The organism is Pedobacter sp. ASV1-7 (assembly GCF_040203335.1).
GTDB lineage: Bacteria > Bacteroidota > Bacteroidia > Sphingobacteriales > Sphingobacteriaceae > Pedobacter.
Genome location: NZ_JBEHBV010000001.1, coordinates 840,793 through 858,647, shown reverse-complemented (window position 1 = coordinate 858,647; position 17,855 = coordinate 840,793). Strand labels below are relative to the sequence as shown.

Genomic DNA, 17,855 nt, shown 5'->3' with positions numbered 1-17,855 from the left:
TTTATTTTACAAAAGGATAAACAACACTTACTAAATATAAACCACAGGCAGGTACAGACTGCCCTGCACTACTTCGGTTTTTACTCTCCAAAATCTCTTGAAACTGTTGAAGATTCAATTCATTTTTACCGACCAATACCAAAGTACCTACAATGGCGCGAACCATATTTCTCAAAAAGCGGTCTGCCCTGATGGTAAACAGTAAACCTTCACCTTTCTCCTGGAAGAAAGCTTCAACTACTTTACAGTTATTGGTAAAAGTCTGCGTATGAGATTTACTGAAACAAGAGAAATCAGTATGTGCCAGCAACAGCTTTGCCGCTTCATTCATAGCTCCCATATCCAGTTTTCCTTTATATAACCACGATCGATTTAATTTAAAAGGATCTTTATGAAAATGGATATGGTAATGGTAAGCCCTTTCTGTAGCAGCAAATCGCGCATGAGCCTCCTTATCTACTTCAAATACTCGCTTTACCGAAATTTGGTAAGGCAGTAAAGAATTGATTCCAGTAACAGCATTTAGAGGAACTGGTACTTTAACAACAGGCTTTCCCTCTACTGCGGGAAATTCATTATTTAAATCAAAATGTGCATAAAACTGCGTTGCATGTACACCACTATCTGTTCGTCCGCAACCCATCGTAACAATTGGCTGTCTGAAATAAACCGATAAAGCTTTATCCAGACATTCCTGTACAGTAAAAGCATTGGGCTGTATTTGCCAACCATGATAAGTGGTGCCGTCGTACGACAATTCGATAAAATACCGTTGCATATTCAATCCTGCAAATTATCTTTTTTAATCGGATATCGGATTGGCAAGTATCTCTGTTTTGATATATTTATTGAAATTATTGAACTCATATGATACAAAGAGTACAATAATTACATTTTAACACGCCTTAAATGGGAGATTTAAAGCGTGTTAAAATAATCTAGTAAGCTCCGATCTGCTCCATATTTATAAATTGAGTTCCCACTAGATGGGAAGAAACTGCAGAGAATTTTATATACCTCCCTTTTGCTGGTTTAGCCAGTTTAATCACATGCCATACACCAGGATTAGTAAGTTCAATTTCAGTTTCTATTACCTTTTCCCAGTTTTCATTATCTGAACTCACATAGAATTCCAGTCCCTTAACAGGACCGTTATTTGCCGGTCGTTGTTTTAAACCAAAACCATGCATAGTTCGTTCTTCTTTAGTATCAATAACGATCCAGTGCGGAAAAGGTGCAGCAGGAGCTGCATAATTGGAATGCCATATAGCAGTATTATTCAGCAAAACATTTCCCGGCAAATTGGCTGCTGGATTCGATACATTTACATGATAACTACTGTAAGCAATAACCTCCCAGCGTGACCTGTCCTGCAGAAAATCAGGTTGCCATATGGTATTAACATCCAGCGATATCTTTGCAGATTTCTGTCCCAGAACTTTAGCCGTTACCGGATCTCCAGCAGGGTATTTGGTATCCGCCATTTCAACCTTTACGATATTCGGAACAGCTACATTTTCTATTGCAACAGTTCCATTACCATCCGTCAGACCAGCATAAATCAATTTAAAATCCCCCTGACCCCGGGGTTTAGCGTAAACATTCACCTGCACATCTGTCAGCAAGTCATTATTAGCCTTACCTTTCAGGGTAATTGACAAGTTAGCCGAACTCTCCGTGGCCTCATCCTCAAAAACCTTGTCCGATTTTTTACACGATACCAGGCATAGCACCAGCATAACAAGAGCGTAGTTAAGCCCTTTTTTCGTATTTATAAATTTCATCAGTATATAGTTTTACAGTATAATCTGTTTGAAGATTAGAATTTAATTACATTGTTTAATGCTATGGTTCTCAGGATAACTAAATGCATTGTTAACAAACCACCTTGCTTTATATATTTTTAAGTCATTTTCCTGAAAGATACGATTGCCATCTGCATCTTTAACTTCGTCAGACCAGTACTCAACTTTAGGTTTCAAAAGCAACACTGGGAACCCCGGAGGTCCAGACGATACACTTTTAATGTTTGATTGCAAAGAAGTACTCAGTAAAGTAAAGGTCTTTGTATTTATGTTAAACTTGTAGACGTTAGTTGAATTGGACAACCACAATGCATCCTCTCCATATACTGGAAATAAATCATGTGAACTTACTCCTGGTGTAGAAATAGACTCGATTTCAGTAAGATCTGGTTGTGTACAATTGTTGTTATAACTAAATGCTTTCAGACTACTATTGGAAGTAGCCCATAATCGCTGCCTTTGTTTGTCCCAGACTACATTATGCCCATCCTGAATAATAATTGTTTTTCTATAACCCTGATTAGCAGCAACAAGTGTATCTACATGAAACAATGTTAATAAATTCCCTGTACTTGAAGCACTAATGATATTCCCATCCGGTAGCAGCTCTGCTGAATGCGGTTGCCCGGCGGCATTCGCATACCATACTGTCTTTTTATCTTTGATGCGGATAAGCGCTATAGCACCACGTGTAGCGGTCATCAAAACATACTTGTTATTATAAACCGGTTTTACCTCATCAATCAAACCAAACCAGGCTAAATGAGCTGCAGCTACATTTGACTCAGCCGGCTTCCATTCCCAGATAATCTTTCCGGATTTCTGATCAACAATAGCCACACGGTCTTTAAGCTGCTCTGCCAGTATAATACATTTTTCACAATCCTCTACTTTTATCAATTCCGTAGGAACCTCAGGTTTTACAGGCTCTTTAATGCCTTGCTGATCATTCTTTTTTCCACAGCTAAATAAAAGGAATATACACCCAAACAACCATAAATTTATCTTATTCATCTTTATCTTTTTTAATAATTAGGATTCTGTTCTAGAGCATGATTTAAATCACGTTGGGTTTGAGGTATCGGCCACCAGTAATCCCTCTGAGGATTAAATGATCTGGAGAGGATTGCATTACCCGCATAATTATAAATCGGTCCTTTCATCACTGTCTCCGCAATTTTCCAGCGTCTGATATCTGTATAATAAAACCCTTCTCCAGCAAGCTCTATCCGGCGCTCCGATCTGATCACCTCTCTCATCTGGCCTTTTGATAAGCCACCCGGAAGGAGGTAAGGGTTTAAGCCAGCTCTTTTTCTGATGCTTTCAACCGCATCATAAATACTTTGATCAGGCACTGCCAATGCCTCATTTTGAGCCTCAGCATACATAAGCAATACGTCGGCATATCTAATGATCATATAGTTGATATCTGTTGAAGCTGGCATATTTGTATTCGGCTCACTATCATAAATACTATATTTTTTCATAGTGAAGCCCGTATTTACAAATGTACCAGGAGCTACAACACTACCTCTGTAAGTTGATCCTGGATAAACAATAGTTTGCTCAAAACGAGGGTCCCTGTTGGCATATGGACTTGCCGGATTATATAAGCTCGATTCTTCTTTTGTTTTCCCATCTTTCATCCCATAGGCATCCACTAAATTTTTTAATGGGGCTACAGTATTGTACTGTCTAAGCACAATATCGAAACCGGTTCCATATTCAGGGAACTTAAATTGTACATCAAAAACACATTCTGTACTATTCTCATTCGCAGATAAAAATAGATTCCTGTAATTAGAGAACAGCGCGTAACCTGTACCAGGTAATGTCATAACATCTTTTGCCGCTTTTGCAGCCGCAATCCATTGGTCGGTATTACCTGAAGTATTGATTAAAGGACTAGCCTCAAAAAGTAATACTCTGGCTTTTAATGCCATCGCTGCACCCTTCGTAACTCTACCAATATCTGCAGTGGTAGTATAAGCTACTGGAAGTACAGCAATAGATTCATCCAGATCTTTAATAATTTGTTGTACAACCTCTTTTCTACTGGCACGTGGAATATTAGCCTGTGCCATAGCAGGCTCATCCAATATAACTGGAACACCTCCATAATAAGTAGCTAATAAATTGTAATACAATGCACGCAAAAATTTGGCTTCGGCAATCATTCTGGCCTTCAGGTTTGCATTTAAGGGTGATTGTTCCACATGAGCAAGAAAAGTGTTGCATCTGCCAATTCCGCCATAAGCATCTGCCCATCTGGAACTAATGATGGCAGAGTTTGTAGCAGCAGTCTGGGTTCCCAGGGCAATCACATTAAATCCAGCAGAATTATCATAATTATACGCATTTGGAGTAGCTGTTTCTTCCCACAATACTGTTGCAGTACCACCAAAAGTTCCTGTTTTCGTCAAACTATTATAGCATCCGGCAAGTGCTCCAATCGTACCTTTTTCAGAAATCCAGAAACTTTCAACCGTATACCTGTCTGTTGGCTCTGTATCTAAAAGTTTGCCACATGAGCTCAATCCCAAAGCCGCAATCCCTATATATATTATTTTCTTCATTAGCATGATTTCTTCGATTAAAAATTAACATTAAGCCCCATACTTACTGTTTTCAGCATAGGATATTCGTACAAATTATCGGTGGTAATTTTCTGCTCAGGGTCCCACTCTTTGTATTTCGCCAGTGTAAATAGATTTTGGCCATTGATGTATATCTGTGCTTTCTTTATACGAACTTTTGAAAGGATACTTTCTGGAATTGAGTAGCTCAATTGGATGTTCTGAAGTCTCAGATATGAAGCATCTTTTAACCAGAACTCTGAATTTTGAAAATTTTCAGTACCACCTGTTGCTGTAGTAAGCAAAGGGAATTTTGCATTTGGATTTTCCGGAGTCCAGCTATTGCCTACCCATTCTTTAGTTATTCCTGCACCGTTATTAAATGGAAATGCGAGGTTAGCAGTAGGATAAATACTGATTCCACTTACACCCTGAAATAAACTATTCAAACTAAAGCGCTTGTAGCTTAAGTTAATTCCAAAGCTAAAGGTATAATCAGGCATAGATTGCCCCGTAATTATCCGATCATCACCATCAATTTTACCATTGCGATCAATATCTCTGTATCTGATATATCCTGGTTTAACAGCATTGCTAACCGTTGCACCGTAGTTAATATCATCCATATTCTGATAATAACCATCAGTAGCAAGCAAATAATAAGAATCAATAGGATATCCTTCTTTAATAATTCTTGTTCCACTAATTATGGTCTGCCCATCCAGATTAACTACTTTATTTTTTACATAATTGATACTCCCCATCAATTCGTAACCAAAATCCCCAAACTTATCTTTATAGGTAAGTCCGACTTCATAACCTGTATTATCTACGACACCTATATTCTTTTGAGGACCGCCCAGATTACCTATTTGATCTGGAATACTTACCGCACGTAAAATACCTGAAGTCCGACGTTTAAAGACATCTGCTGTGACTCCCATTTTTCCATTAAAAATAACGGCATCTAGTCCCGCGTTATAAGTCGTCGTCGTTTCCCATGAAATATCAGGATCGTTATAAGATGTAACCGCTGCACCTGGCTGGATTATATTTCCGAATGAGTACTGGTAAGATGAACCTGTATTAACTACGCTCAGATAGCTATACAATGGAACCGATTGATTACCCAATTTCCCCCAGGATAAACGAAGTTTAAGTAAATCAAACAGTTTTGATTCTTTCATAAAATCTTCCTGATCAATTCTCCATCCGGCAGATACTGAAGGAAAATAGCTCCACCTGTTTTTTGCTGAAAAACGAGATGAGCCGTCGTAACGTGAAGTAACTTCTAATAAATATTTATCATCATAAGCATAATTTAATCGCCCAAAATAAGACAATAATCTATCTTGTGAAGATGTTCCTCTAGCTACCTGATTTGTCGTTGCTCCAGCGTTTAACTCAGTCAGCTGATTATCGAAAAAGCCATCTCTGAAAGCATCGAAGCTTCGATCCTGAAAACTGATATAACTGGCACCTCCCATAGCAGAAAGATTATGCTTTTGTCTGATGGTTTTATTCCAGCTTAAAGTATGGTATAAGGTAAGATTCAAGTTATTCGAATCCCAATCTCTCACCCTGGGAACTGCAGCATTGAAGGCTCGTTCCTCGCCTGTTTTGGGATTACTGGTAAACATGGCAGGAATGAAATCCTTACTGAACCTATCATGTTTATCGTAACCAATATCACCATTGTAAACAATTCCAAATGGAAGTTTATATTCCGCAAAAATCTTAGTCAGGAATCGCTGATTCTGTCTGAATATAGAGCCTTCCTGAATCTCCATTCTAGGGTTTTCATAATTATTCCTGCCTGGTGTAGGTAACCATGAGTTACCATATTTCCCGTTTGGAAGGGTATCCGTCATAATCGGAAGCGCCCTGAAAACTACCCCCATAATAGTAGCTATACCATAACCAGGCTCATGAAACTGACGAAGATTTCCTGTAACACCAGCACCTACTTTAAGGTTTTTTGTTACCTGAGTAGTTACTTTAAGATCCAGGGAAAATCGGTTTGCCTTATCATTTGCAATCAAAATACCTTTCTGATCCATATATCCTAATGAGATATTGTATTGTGTTTTTTCATTCCCCCCTCTAAATGAAAGGTTATGCTGCTGAATCCGTCCGTTTTCCATGACAATTTTAAACCAGTCTGACGCAGGGTATATAGAAGCATTGGTTCCCAAATTATCACGATACTCCTGAATCTGTCCGCTTGTATAATCACCAATTTGCTTTCCTTCATTTAATACAGCCTGATTTCTCATCTCCATATATTTAATCGGATCTGTAAGTACATCGGGTAATACAGTAGGCTTTTGCAAACCATGGGAGTAACTATAATTGATTTCATCTTTCCCGATTTTACCTTTCTTAGATGTGATCAGCACTACACCGTTCGCTGCTCTGGAGCCATAAATAGCCGCAGCGGCGTCTTTCAAAACGGTCACATTTTCTATATCATTAGGATTCACTTCTCCAATAGAGTACTCCACTCCATCTAACAGCACAAGAGGAGCACTGTTATTTAGAGTTCCAATTCCTCTGATACGGATTGATGCGCCATCCTGCCCTGGTTGTCCACCAGCTTGATTTACCCATAATCCTGGTACACCATGTAAAGCCTGGCTTACATCAGTTATAGGCTGGTTTTCTTTTGTCTTCATATCCACCACTGCTATGGAACCAGTAAGGCTGATTTTTTTCTGCGTACCATATCCCACTACCACGACTTCATCCAGCTTTTTTAAATCCTCCTTTAAAGCAACAGTTATTCTCGAAAGTCCGTTAACAGCCACTTCTCTAGTAACAAAACTCGCATAGGTAATAATCAGAGTTGAATTCTCCGGTACCCCTTTAAAACTAAACTCACCATTTGCATCGGTCATAGTCGCTTTACCTGTTTCTTTAAGCCTGACAGTTGCACCTGGCAATGCTCCACCTTTTTCATCCGTAACTTTTCCACTTATATCTATTTCCTTATTAAGGTCCCGGATGAGGTCGGAGAGCTTATCTAAAATCGTTTTATTCTTTTCTTTAATGGTTACAATTTTATTTTCGATGGTATAATCTAAGGGCTGATTTTTGAAACAAAGCTCCAGTACTTTTTCAAGGCTCGCACTTTTAACATCCAGATTCACAGGCTTTGCATTGTTCATCATCATATCGTAATAAATAAAATCATAACCTGTTTGTCTCCTGATTTCTTTAAATACGCTCACAAGGTCTGCATTACGTTGTTTTATGGTCACAAGCTGTCCATAGCTGCTCGCACTTACCTGCAACAACGTCGTAGTGAGGATGACAATAATTAATTTCATAACCAACAAAATTTTGGCTATGCCTGCCGGTGGCCGGCATAAGCATTTAGTGTAAAAATTCATACATTTGAATTAGTTTAGTGTTGTGGTATGTTTATACTTTTCGAGGGTCTTAACACATCACAATTATTATTTAATCAGTTATTTATGATTACCCAATCATTGGGTAGGAAGGATAAGTCTAAACTATAACCGGGAGTGTCTCATCACTTCCGGCTTATTATCTCTTATCTCTTTAGATGGGATTATGGGTCTTTCTTTTTCATACATTTGGTTTTATTGGTTGCTCGATTAAAGGAATTCCTATTGCATTACGGTTACTGTTTTATGCTCTATTTTAAATTTGATACGGCCGGTAGACTGCAATCCTCTAAGGATTTCAGAGATATTTTTTGACCGGGATACCTGGCCGCTAAAAGTCTGATTCAAGTCTATATTATTATCATATACAACCTTCACATCGTACCATCGCGCTACTTTACGCATAATCTGACTCAGGTTCTCTTTTTTAAATATGAAGTCGCCATTTTTCCAATCTACAACTGATTCTGTTTGAACCTCTACGACTTTCAAATTACTACCATAATTAACTGATTGCTGACCTGGAAAAAGTTTCACAGGATTAGCCGCTGATCCAGACAACTTCGAATCAAATAGAGATACCCGCACCAGACCTTCAATTAAGGTAGTTTTGATATACCTTTCATCTGCATAACTATTTATATTAAAATGGGTACCCAGAACTTCTACCTCCTGATTATTTGCTACAACGATAAAAGGTATTTTGCTTTTAGCAACTTCAAAATAAGCTTCCCCTATTAACTCTACATTTCGAATATCTGATTTAAATGCTGAAGGAAACTTTAATGAAGAAGCAGCATTAAGCCATACACGCGTACCATCAGCTAATACTATTTGGTATTGCCCCCCTTGAGGTGTACTTAGTCTATTTAATTGAGATCCATCTTTGGAACCATCTGTATCAGAAGTTAGATTAATTGAAGCACTATTGATTTCAGTACCGTCATTATAGGCTATTTTACGCTGATCAATTACTACCCCCGTTTTTGCTTCACTTAAACTTATGGTTTTACCACTTGCTAAAACCAGTTGTGCTTTATTTTTTCCGGGCTGAATATCCTCCTGATAGGAAATTATGTCGCTATTTCCAATATTTACTTTGGTAAAGTAGAAGAAAAATGCTCCAATTATTATAAAAATAGCTGCAGCAGCAATACGTGGCCAGTAACTAATACTCTTTACTCTTTTTATTTTTTGTGTCTCCCTGATACGTCCTCTAAATTGTTGCAAAGCCTGCTCAGCATCAATTTCTTCTAATTCGGCTAAACCCTTCGAAAGACTAGTTTCGTCCTTTATTTTATCAAAAATCAAAGCATTACGTTCGCTCTTATCTATCCACAAATTTAATTCAGCCTGCTCTTTAACATCTAGATTGCCAGTTAGAGACAAAGCAATTAGCTTCCCTATCCTGATATCGTTAGTCAGGTTGTGTAAATCTATTTTATCCTTCATTACTATAGAAACGGAGCCAAAACGTTTTTCTCTAAAAGGAATTGAAAATTAGTTTAACAGATCGTTACCAAGAAGAATAATAAAAAGAGCAAAGCCATTTTCTCGCAGGCTTTTCCTCAGCAAGGATAATCCTCTGGCCTTTTGATTATTTACTGTACTTACAGTAATTTGCATTACCTCGGCTATCTCCTTACCTGACATGCTTTGTTCATAACTCATTTTCATGATCTTACGACATTGGTCTGGCAGCAGATCTATTGCATTCCTGATTTCTTGCAATACTTCGGTGTGAATAATGAGTTCTTCAACATTTGACTCTAAATGCTCAGTTTCTAAAAACCAATGATTATCTCTATTGAGTTTCCTCTTTTCTCTATCAATCCCATCCAGACAAGCATTCCTTGTACTGATATATAGAAAAGCTTTCATACTGATGAAAGAATGAAAATCCACCCTTTTCTGCCATAACTTAAAGAGGCTGTCCTGTACAATTTCTTCTGCCATCCCTTCTAAAGGCATAAACCTTCTGGCAAAAAAAACAAGTGCAGCATAAAATTTTCGAAAAACCTGATCGAAAGCCCGTTCATCACCACTCCTAAAAGCTAAAAGTAATTCCTCCTCGTTCGTATTAGACACTTCAATCACAGTCTGCTGGTTTGGTTAGTTTTGCTAAAAAAAGACTTTGTCATTTTCAGACAATAGACTCATCAATAATAAATATTATTTTCTTAAAACCATGTTAATAATAAAACATGATATCTATTAGAATGGGATAAAGATACCCCGACCTGCGGAAATTCACGCCTGGAACTCATCATTTAACACAATGATAACAGAGCAACATTATTTTATCGGATATCGGATTGGTAAATATCTCTGTTTTGATATATTTGTTGAAATTATTGAACTTATATGATACAAAGAGTACAATCTATATGGCTTTTATTGGCGACTTTGGCGTTGATTTGTTTATTATTTTTACCTCTTTTAACAAAAACTCTTGACAATATAGAGTATCGCATCTATACTACCGGCCAGTATCAACATGTAAAAGTAGGAACCGCAGAAGGTATAAAAACAGAAATATCTATTGTTCCAATGGCACTAAATATTGCCGCTGCTTTATTTTGTTTTGCCAGTATATTTCTATTCAGAAACCGGAGCATGCAAAAAAAGGTAATTCTGGTAGCTATTTTAATTATTATAGCACTAAGTGTACTTTGCGGTATCAATACACAACAATTACCTGGTGGTACATCAGGAATATCACTTGAGCCCGGAACATTTTTGCCCTTAATTGCCATCGTATTTTCGATGCTTGCAATAGGCGGAATTAAGAAAGACGAGCAATTATTGAAGTCAGCTGACAGGCTTAGATAATTAATTGATTGATTTTTATTTAGTTACATATAAATAAAAATCCAAAAAATAAACTTACCTTTGCGGCTTAATAAATAAAATACATGATAAACCCATTTAGTAAATTGGGGATAAGTGATGACGTTGTTAATGCTGTAAAGGATTTAGGTTTCGAAAATCCAACACCTATTCAGGAACAAAGTATTCCTGTGCTGTTAGAGGGCAATAACGATTTTGTTGGTTTGGCCCAAACAGGAACAGGAAAAACAGCCGCATTTGGATTGCCGCTGTTAGAATTAGTAGACTTTAATAGCAATAAGCCTCAGGCATTGATTTTATGCCCAACGAGAGAGCTTTGCTTGCAGATTGCTAGCGACATCAAGAATTTCTCAAAAAACATCAGAGGTGCAAATGTAGTTGCCGTTTACGGTGGCGCAAACATTATGCAGCAGCTGCGTGAAATTAGAAACGGTGTACAAATTGTAGTGGCTACACCGGGCCGCATGTTAGACATTATTGGTCGTAAGGCTATTGACTTCAGTAACGTGAAGTTTGTAGTGCTTGATGAAGCTGATGAAATGTTAAACATGGGTTTCCAGGAAGACATTAATGATATTTTGTCTACTACACCTGACGATAAAAAAACATGGTTATTCTCAGCTACAATGCCTCCTGAGGTAAGAAGAATAGCTAAAAACTACATGGACTCACCAGTTGAGTTAACCATGGGTACCAAAAACACTGGTAACGTAAATATCGAGCACGAGTACTATACTGTACGTGCAAGAGATAAATACGCTGCTTTAAAGCGCATTGTGGATTTCAATCCGGAAATTTTTGCAGTAGTTTTCTGTAAAACCAAACTGGATACACAAGATGTTGCTGAACACTTGATTAAAGATGGTTACAATGCTGATGCTTTACACGGAGATTTATCTCAACAACAACGTGATAAAGTAATGCAACGTTTCCGCGAACGTAACATGCAATTGTTAATTGCTACTGATGTTGCTGCTCGTGGTATCGACGTTAATAATGTGACTCACGTAATCAATTACTCTTTACCTGATGAAATTGAAAGTTATACCCACCGTAGTGGCCGTACTGGTCGTGCCGGAAAAACTGGTATCTCTATCTGTATTGTAAATTCGAAAGAGTTAGGTAAAATCCGTCAGATTGAAAGAATCATTGGAAAACAGTTTACTAAAGCTACACTTCCAACTGGTTTTGATGTTTGCGAAAAACAATTGTTTTCTTTGGTACACAAAGTACACAATGTAGAAGTTAACGAAAGCCAGATTGAGCAGTATATGCCGCGCATTATGGATGAGTTTGCTGACCTGAGCAAAGATGAAGTGATCAAACGTTTTGCTTCTTTAGAGTTTAACCGCTTTTTAGAATACTATAAAAACGCACCGGATCTGAACAATGTTGATGACAGAGGTGAACGTGGCGAACGCGGAGAAAGAGGCCCTAGAACTAGCGAAGGTTATACTCGTCTGTTCATAAACCTTGGCTCTGTTGATGATTTTACAAGAGGTGATTTATTATCTTTCGTTTGTAACAACGGTAAAATCAGTGGAAAAGGGATTGGTAAAATTGACCTAAAAGGTGTTTACTCATTCTTCGAAGTTGAAAATGGCTCCGTAGAATCTTTATTCAATAACTTTAAAGGTGTTGAGTTTAATAATCGCGGTGTAAGAATCGAAAAAACTTCTGATAGCGATGGTGGCGGTGGCCGTGGTCGTGGTGGATTTGGCGGTGGTCGCCGTGAAGGTGGATACGGTGGAAGACGCGATGGCGGCGAACGCAGAAGCTATGGTGGAGGAAACAGACGTGAAGGTGGAGATCGTGGTGGTTTCAGAGATTTCTCTGGAAGAAGCCGTGAAGAAAGATCATCTGGCTCAGGTTCTGGAAGACGTGAAGGCGGATATGGTGGCGGAGACAGAAGACGTAGATCTTAATCGCAATCAATACATACTAAAAAGCCTCCGGAAATTCCGGAGGCTTTTCTTTTTTACCCCTATTTAGTTTTTTGTTATAGGTCTTGTTTTAATTTGAGATGCCTTTAAATAAACTTTTGCCCCTTTTTTATTGATGTAATATTTTTTGTTTTTCCCATCTATATATACATCCGAACCATCAGGAGCCATTTTACCTTTAAAAGTCTGATCTGCAACTTTTGCGGTGCCTTTTACGGCTACTTCTGCAGTTTTGTTCCCAACTTTCGTGGCTGTTTTACCAATAGCTTTACCAGTATGGTCTAATGCCTTACCAACTTCAGTTTCTTTTTTCTTCTCTTGCGCAATTGCATTAAAGCTTAGCGAAGCACAAATAGCGAAGGCAAATAACCCTAAAAAATACTTTGTTTTCATAGTCAAATGGTTTTAATATCAACCAGATAACAATAGAAAATAAGATATTGTTTGCTATTTAATTCAATTGTTCGGTAAGTAGACGCATTTCAATCTGAGGTGAATGCTTTTCATATAGGATAGCGTACACTGCACGGCTGATCGGCATATCTACTTTATACTTCTTATTGATGAAATGCATACAGCTAACGGCATAATAACCTTCAGCAACCATATTCATCTCCAATTGTGCCGATTTCACAGTATAACCTTTACCGATCATTTTGCCAAAATTCCGGTTACGACTAAATTGTGAATATGCTGTTACCAACAAGTCGCCAAGATAAGCTGACTCCATAATATCTCTGGAAATGGGATGAACTGCATCTACAAACCGTTTAATCTCACGAATAGCATTGGAAATTAAGACCGCCTGAAAGTTGTCACCATAACCAACACCATGACATATACCACTGGCCACGGCATAAATATTCTTTAACACAGCAGCATATTCTGTCCCGAAAATATCATCAGAAACATTCGTTTTGATATATCTTGTGTTTAAAAGATTGGCAAAAAAGCCAGCTAAGCCAACATCAATTGAAGCAATCGTTAAATAAGATAATTTCTCAAGCGCTACTTCTTCAGCATGACAAGGCCCGCTAATCACTACGATATCCGCTAAGGGCACTTGATACTTTTGATGAAGAAATTCACCAATGATCTGATTTTCTTCGGGCACAATACCTTTAATTGCAGATATGATCTTTTTACCCTGAAGCTGCTCAGGAGTAACATGTTCTAACGTTTCCTTTAAGAAAGCAGCAGGCACATTCAGTATAATATAATCCGCCTCTTTAATAATAAAAGCAATATCATTAGAAATATTGTCTTCGGGTACACGGATTTCAACTGAGCTTAAATAATTTGGATTATGCTTATATTTCTGAAGATGTGAAATGGCTTCAGGATTTCTCATCCACCAGTAGATCTCTTTTGCAGAAAAGTTATCCGTGAGCATTTTTATAATAGCAGTAGCCCAACTACCCCCACCAATCATTGCGACTTTAGGTATCATACATTATAAATAAAAAATCCCGGTTTAATATTATAAACCGGGACTAATTTACTCATTTAAAAAGTATTGATAAAGCCTACTTCTTACCAGGCTCAGCAAACAACTGATCCTTAGACACTTTCTTTACCTTCATACCATCCTTCAATCTATTCTGAATGGCAGAATATGGTCCTGTTACCACTTCCTGACCAGATTTAAGTCCTGTTTTAACAATGATAAACTGATCATTCTGTATACCTGTTGTTACTTCAACCTGTTTAACTGTTTCATCCTTATTGTACAGATAAACATATTGCTTAATTTTTTTATCTGTCAACTTGTTTTTTTGCTTATCCTGGCTATCATCATTTTCAGATTTCTTATCATCCTTCTTTTTATCAATTGTAAAGACAGACTGGATAGGAACTGACAAGCCTTCAACCATATCACTTTCGATATCAACGGTAGCCGATAAGCCTGGTCTGAATGGAGAAGGAAGATCTTTAGCTCCACCGGTTATTTTATCATAAGACTCTGCAAGAATACGAACCTTTACGACAAAGTTAGTCACCTGATCTACTGAACTGGTTGCAGTACCAACATCCTTAGAGGAACTCGCAATTTCGGTAACTGTACCTTTGAATTTTTTATCAGCAAATGCATCAACTTCGATAATCGCATTATCTCCTACTTTTACTCTGTTAATGTCATTTTCGTTCACATCTACATTAACTTCCATTGATGAAAGATTTGAGATGCGCATAATCTCCGTTCCAGCATTTTGAACAGTCCCTAAGATACGATCTCCCAACTCAACTGAAAGTTTCGAAATTACCCCGTCAACCGGAGCAAATATCGTAGCCTTCGCAAGATTTGCACTTGCCTCCTGTACATTTGCACCAGATTGCTCCAAATTAAACTTAGCTGCACTAAGTTCTTCTTTTGCTCTACCCAAATTTGTTTTTGCTGTTAAAAAAGCAGCTTTGGCAGCATCGAATTCCGAAGCTGAGATCACCTTTTTATTAAATAATTCAATATTACGTTTATAAGTAACTTCTCCATTTATAAAATTAGCTTCGGCTTGTTTAAGCATTTGTGCTGCACCTGCAACACTTGCCCTCTGGGAACTATATGAAGCAACAGCTCGATCATAGCCAGACTTGAGCACATCAGGACGTACCTTAACTAATAATTGCCCTTTTTTTACAACATCTCCTTCTTTAACTAACAACTCAGTCACCTCTCCCGATACTTCTGAGCTAAGTTTCACTTCTGTTTCAGGCTGTATCTTTCCACTTGCGGTAACTGTTTCTATAACCTTTCTGTTAGCAACTTTTTCTGTGCTGACTTTCTCACTCTTATCTCCTCCGATCTTCCCTGTGTAAACTCCCAGGCCAAGAAGGGCAATGATTACACCTACTATGATTAATATGGTTTTTAGTTTCATTCCTGTATATATTATATTGATCTCTAAGACCGTTAAAAAACAATTTGTTTACCTAAATAATAATCTATAACCTTTGCCTTGAACAACAGATCATACTTTGCTCTGATCATATCAATCTCTGCTTTATTCTTATTGGTCTGAGAAGTACTATAATCTAATGAATTTACCAATCCAACATTATAACGCTGTTCTATAACTGAAAAAGCTTCTTTTCTTGCATTAAAAGTTTTAGTTGTCGACTCAAAAGTACTTTGAGCTGCTTTTAAGTCTGCTACAGCCTGATAAATCACCTTATTCAGGTTATTTCTCGTCAACTGCTCTTCTGTCTGATTCTGCATGTAATTGATCTTAGCCTTTCTCACACCAGACCTGGCTGTAAAGCCGTTGAAGATCGGAATCTGTAAACTTATCCCTACATACTGTCCGAAATTATCTGTAAGCTGATCTTTAAATTTGTAGTTTTCTGAAAAAGTTTTAAAATCAGGTCCCTCTACGACTTCCTTTGTTGTCCGTATTCTGCCTATTTCTTTGTACCCATTCTCTTGTATAGAAATAACCCTTTCTCTACCACTCGAATAGTTAGTATTCAAACCAGCTCCCAGTGAAAGACTTGGATAGTAACTTCCCTTTGCAATATCTATTCCTTTTTTAGCGGCCTCTGTTCTTAGTCCTGCCAACTTAATGTCTGGGAATAACGCAAGTGCGTCAGCATATACCTGCTCAGGGTCATATATAAATGCAGACTCTTTAAAATTAGATACATCTGGAGCCTTAACCATATACCTTGTCGATGAAGGTATATCCATTAACTGGGCAAGTGTAAGATAAGAAATGATTAAAGCATTATCCGCAGTAGTTACATCAAGTTCAGCCGTGGCCACCAAAGATTTTGATTCAGCTAAATCTGCCAGTGTTTTGTTTCCTACTTCAAGTAATTTCTCTTGTTGTTCTAATTGTTTCTTAGCTACACTCAATTGCTGTTTAGCAGCTTCTAAAAAATCCTTATTGTACAGGATCTGCATGTAAGAAGTAATTACCTGAAGAATCAAATCATTTTTTACTTTTTCCACATTCTTTTGATCAGCACTTAACAAAAGCTTATTCTGTTTAATCTGATTAATCTTCTGAAGTCCTTGAAATAACAATACACTAGTGGAAATTCCCCCGTTAAACGAAGAGAACTGCTGACTGTTGAAAGATTGTGTTGAAGGATCTAAACTTCGTCCAAAATTGGTGTTAAAACTTCCATTTCCACTTAATGTTGGCAACAGTGCATTTTTTGATTGATTCAGATTTTCATCAGATAAGTTTTCAGTAAGCTTTGCTTGTTTAACCTGAAGGTTATTATTTAGCGTTACTTCAATGGCACGTTGTATGGTAATCACCTCCTGGGCAACTGTTTTTTGTGCAATAGTGGTGATGAAAACAAATGTTAAAGCCAGAAGAAGCTTTGGAAAGGCATTATAGGAGATGATTGTCTTCATAGATTTTTTTCACAATATTAAGATAAACAACTTACATTTGAACATGTACCTGGTCAAATCTCCATTTTTATTAAAATGGTATTACCCTTCTTTAACCTGGAATAAAACCCGAAAAGAAAAAGTTATTTATTTAACCTTTGACGACGGACCTATCCCTGATGTTACACCCTTTGTTTTAAAAACTTTAAAAGATTTCAATGCAAAGGCTACATTCTTCTGTATTGGCGACAATATCAGGAAGCATCCTGATATTTTTAAACAGTTAAAAGAGGAAGGACACCAAGTAGGAAATCACACCTTCAATCACCTTAAAGGCTGGAAGACTGAGGATAAGACTTATCTTGAAAATTTTAAAATGTGTCAGGAATTGACCCAAACCAATTTATTCCGTCCGCCTTATGGAAGGATAAAAAAATCACAGATCAAACTTATTCAGTTGGCCATTTCCAATTCTCAGTTTCCAGTTCAAACCGCTAACGCTAAACTGCAAATTGTCATGTGGGATGTCATCACCGGTGATTTCGACCTCAATCTTTCTCCTGAAGAATGCTATCGGAATGCAATTAGACACACTACCAACGGCTCAATTGTTGTTTTTCACGATAGTTTAAAAGCATTCGATAGATTGGAATATGCACTACCACGATTTCTACAATATTTTACTGATAAAGGTTTCAGTTTTTTAACATTATAACACTGAAAGATTCACACCCAACAACCATAATTTAGAACGATTCCAAATTGCTTAATCACCTGCCTAAATTGTACTTAAAGGTTGTTTTTTGCTATTTTTGTTTTGGACAAAAAATTCGTTTTTTTGTCCAAAAATCACGAATTAATACGCCAAAAAATAGTATTCTTTATGTGAAGAGCTGGTGGATATTTCGATCCGCAAAGTTTTCGCAGAAAAA

The 17,855-nt window shown here is 37.4% G+C and carries 14 protein-coding genes; 3 read left to right on the top strand and 11 right to left on the bottom strand.

Going from position 1 to position 17,855, the window contains the following annotated elements; translation table 11 throughout:
* Position 1: 1 nt before the first annotated feature.
* The 7 genes from truA to ABDJ41_RS03740 all read right to left on the bottom strand — a co-directional run bounded on the left by truA (position 2) and on the right by ABDJ41_RS03740 (position 9,888).
* Positions 2-778, bottom strand: a complete 777-nt coding sequence (gene truA, locus ABDJ41_RS03770; protein WP_349784400.1) for a tRNA pseudouridine(38-40) synthase TruA — start codon at positions 776-778, stop codon at positions 2-4.
* A gap of 160 nt (positions 779-938) precedes the next feature.
* Positions 939-1,784, bottom strand: coding sequence for a discoidin domain-containing protein (locus tag ABDJ41_RS03765; RefSeq protein WP_349784399.1), 846 nt, complete (start codon positions 1,782-1,784; stop codon positions 939-941).
* Between the two features lie 42 nt (positions 1,785-1,826).
* Positions 1,827-2,819, bottom strand: coding sequence for a DUF6528 family protein (locus tag ABDJ41_RS03760; RefSeq protein ID WP_349784398.1), 993 nt, complete (start codon positions 2,817-2,819; stop codon positions 1,827-1,829).
* An 11-nt stretch (positions 2,820-2,830) separates the two neighbouring features.
* Positions 2,831-4,381: a RagB/SusD family nutrient uptake outer membrane protein gene (locus tag ABDJ41_RS03755; RefSeq protein WP_349784397.1), complete on the bottom strand. Its 1,551-nt coding sequence runs from the start codon at positions 4,379-4,381 to the stop codon at positions 2,831-2,833.
* 17 nt (positions 4,382-4,398) lie between these two features.
* Complete coding sequence (locus tag ABDJ41_RS03750; protein WP_349784396.1) at positions 4,399-7,710, bottom strand: TonB-dependent receptor; 3,312 nt, start codon at positions 7,708-7,710, stop codon at positions 4,399-4,401.
* 303 nt (positions 7,711-8,013) lie between these two features.
* The gene (locus tag ABDJ41_RS03745; protein ID WP_349784395.1) at positions 8,014-9,243 is read right to left on the bottom strand and encodes a FecR family protein; all 1,230 of its coding nucleotides are present in this window, start codon (positions 9,241-9,243) and stop codon (positions 8,014-8,016) included.
* 48 nt (positions 9,244-9,291) lie between these two features.
* Entirely contained in the window at positions 9,292-9,888 is a 597-nt protein-coding gene (locus ABDJ41_RS03740; RefSeq protein WP_349784394.1) for an RNA polymerase sigma-70 factor, read from the bottom strand.
* Between the two features lie 267 nt (positions 9,889-10,155).
* Here ABDJ41_RS03740 and ABDJ41_RS03735 point away from each other — a divergent pair, with 267 nt between their 5' ends.
* Positions 10,156-10,623 carry a DUF4293 domain-containing protein gene (locus ABDJ41_RS03735; RefSeq protein ID WP_349784393.1) on the top strand — a complete coding sequence of 156 codons (468 nt, stop codon included), beginning with the start codon at positions 10,156-10,158 and terminating at the stop codon, positions 10,621-10,623.
* A gap of 83 nt (positions 10,624-10,706) precedes the next feature.
* The gene (locus ABDJ41_RS03730) at positions 10,707-12,566 is read left to right on the top strand and encodes a DEAD/DEAH box helicase (protein ID WP_349784392.1); all 1,860 of its coding nucleotides are present in this window, start codon (positions 10,707-10,709) and stop codon (positions 12,564-12,566) included.
* A 63-nt stretch (positions 12,567-12,629) separates the two neighbouring features.
* On the opposite strand, the gene ABDJ41_RS03725 is transcribed toward ABDJ41_RS03730, so the two are convergent.
* From ABDJ41_RS03725 to ABDJ41_RS03710, 4 genes are all read right to left on the bottom strand, one after another.
* On the bottom strand, positions 12,630-12,977 hold the full coding sequence (locus tag ABDJ41_RS03725) for a hypothetical protein (protein WP_349784391.1): 348 nt from the start codon (positions 12,975-12,977) through the stop codon (positions 12,630-12,632).
* 58 nt (positions 12,978-13,035) lie between these two features.
* The gene (locus ABDJ41_RS03720) at positions 13,036-14,034 is read right to left on the bottom strand and encodes an NAD(P)H-dependent glycerol-3-phosphate dehydrogenase (RefSeq protein ID WP_349784390.1); all 999 of its coding nucleotides are present in this window, start codon (positions 14,032-14,034) and stop codon (positions 13,036-13,038) included.
* Positions 14,035-14,110: 76 nt separating this feature from the next.
* Complete coding sequence (locus tag ABDJ41_RS03715) at positions 14,111-15,460, bottom strand: efflux RND transporter periplasmic adaptor subunit (protein ID WP_349784389.1); 1,350 nt, start codon at positions 15,458-15,460, stop codon at positions 14,111-14,113.
* Positions 15,461-15,492: 32 nt separating this feature from the next.
* Positions 15,493-16,944 (bottom strand): TolC family protein, encoded by a 1,452-nt coding sequence (locus ABDJ41_RS03710; protein WP_349784388.1) that lies wholly within the window; start codon positions 16,942-16,944, stop codon positions 15,493-15,495.
* Positions 16,945-16,987: 43 nt separating this feature from the next.
* Between ABDJ41_RS03710 and ABDJ41_RS03705 the strand changes: the two genes are divergently transcribed.
* Positions 16,988-17,638: a polysaccharide deacetylase family protein gene (locus ABDJ41_RS03705; protein WP_349784387.1), complete on the top strand. Its 651-nt coding sequence runs from the start codon at positions 16,988-16,990 to the stop codon at positions 17,636-17,638.
* Positions 17,639-17,855: the final 217 nt, after the last annotated feature.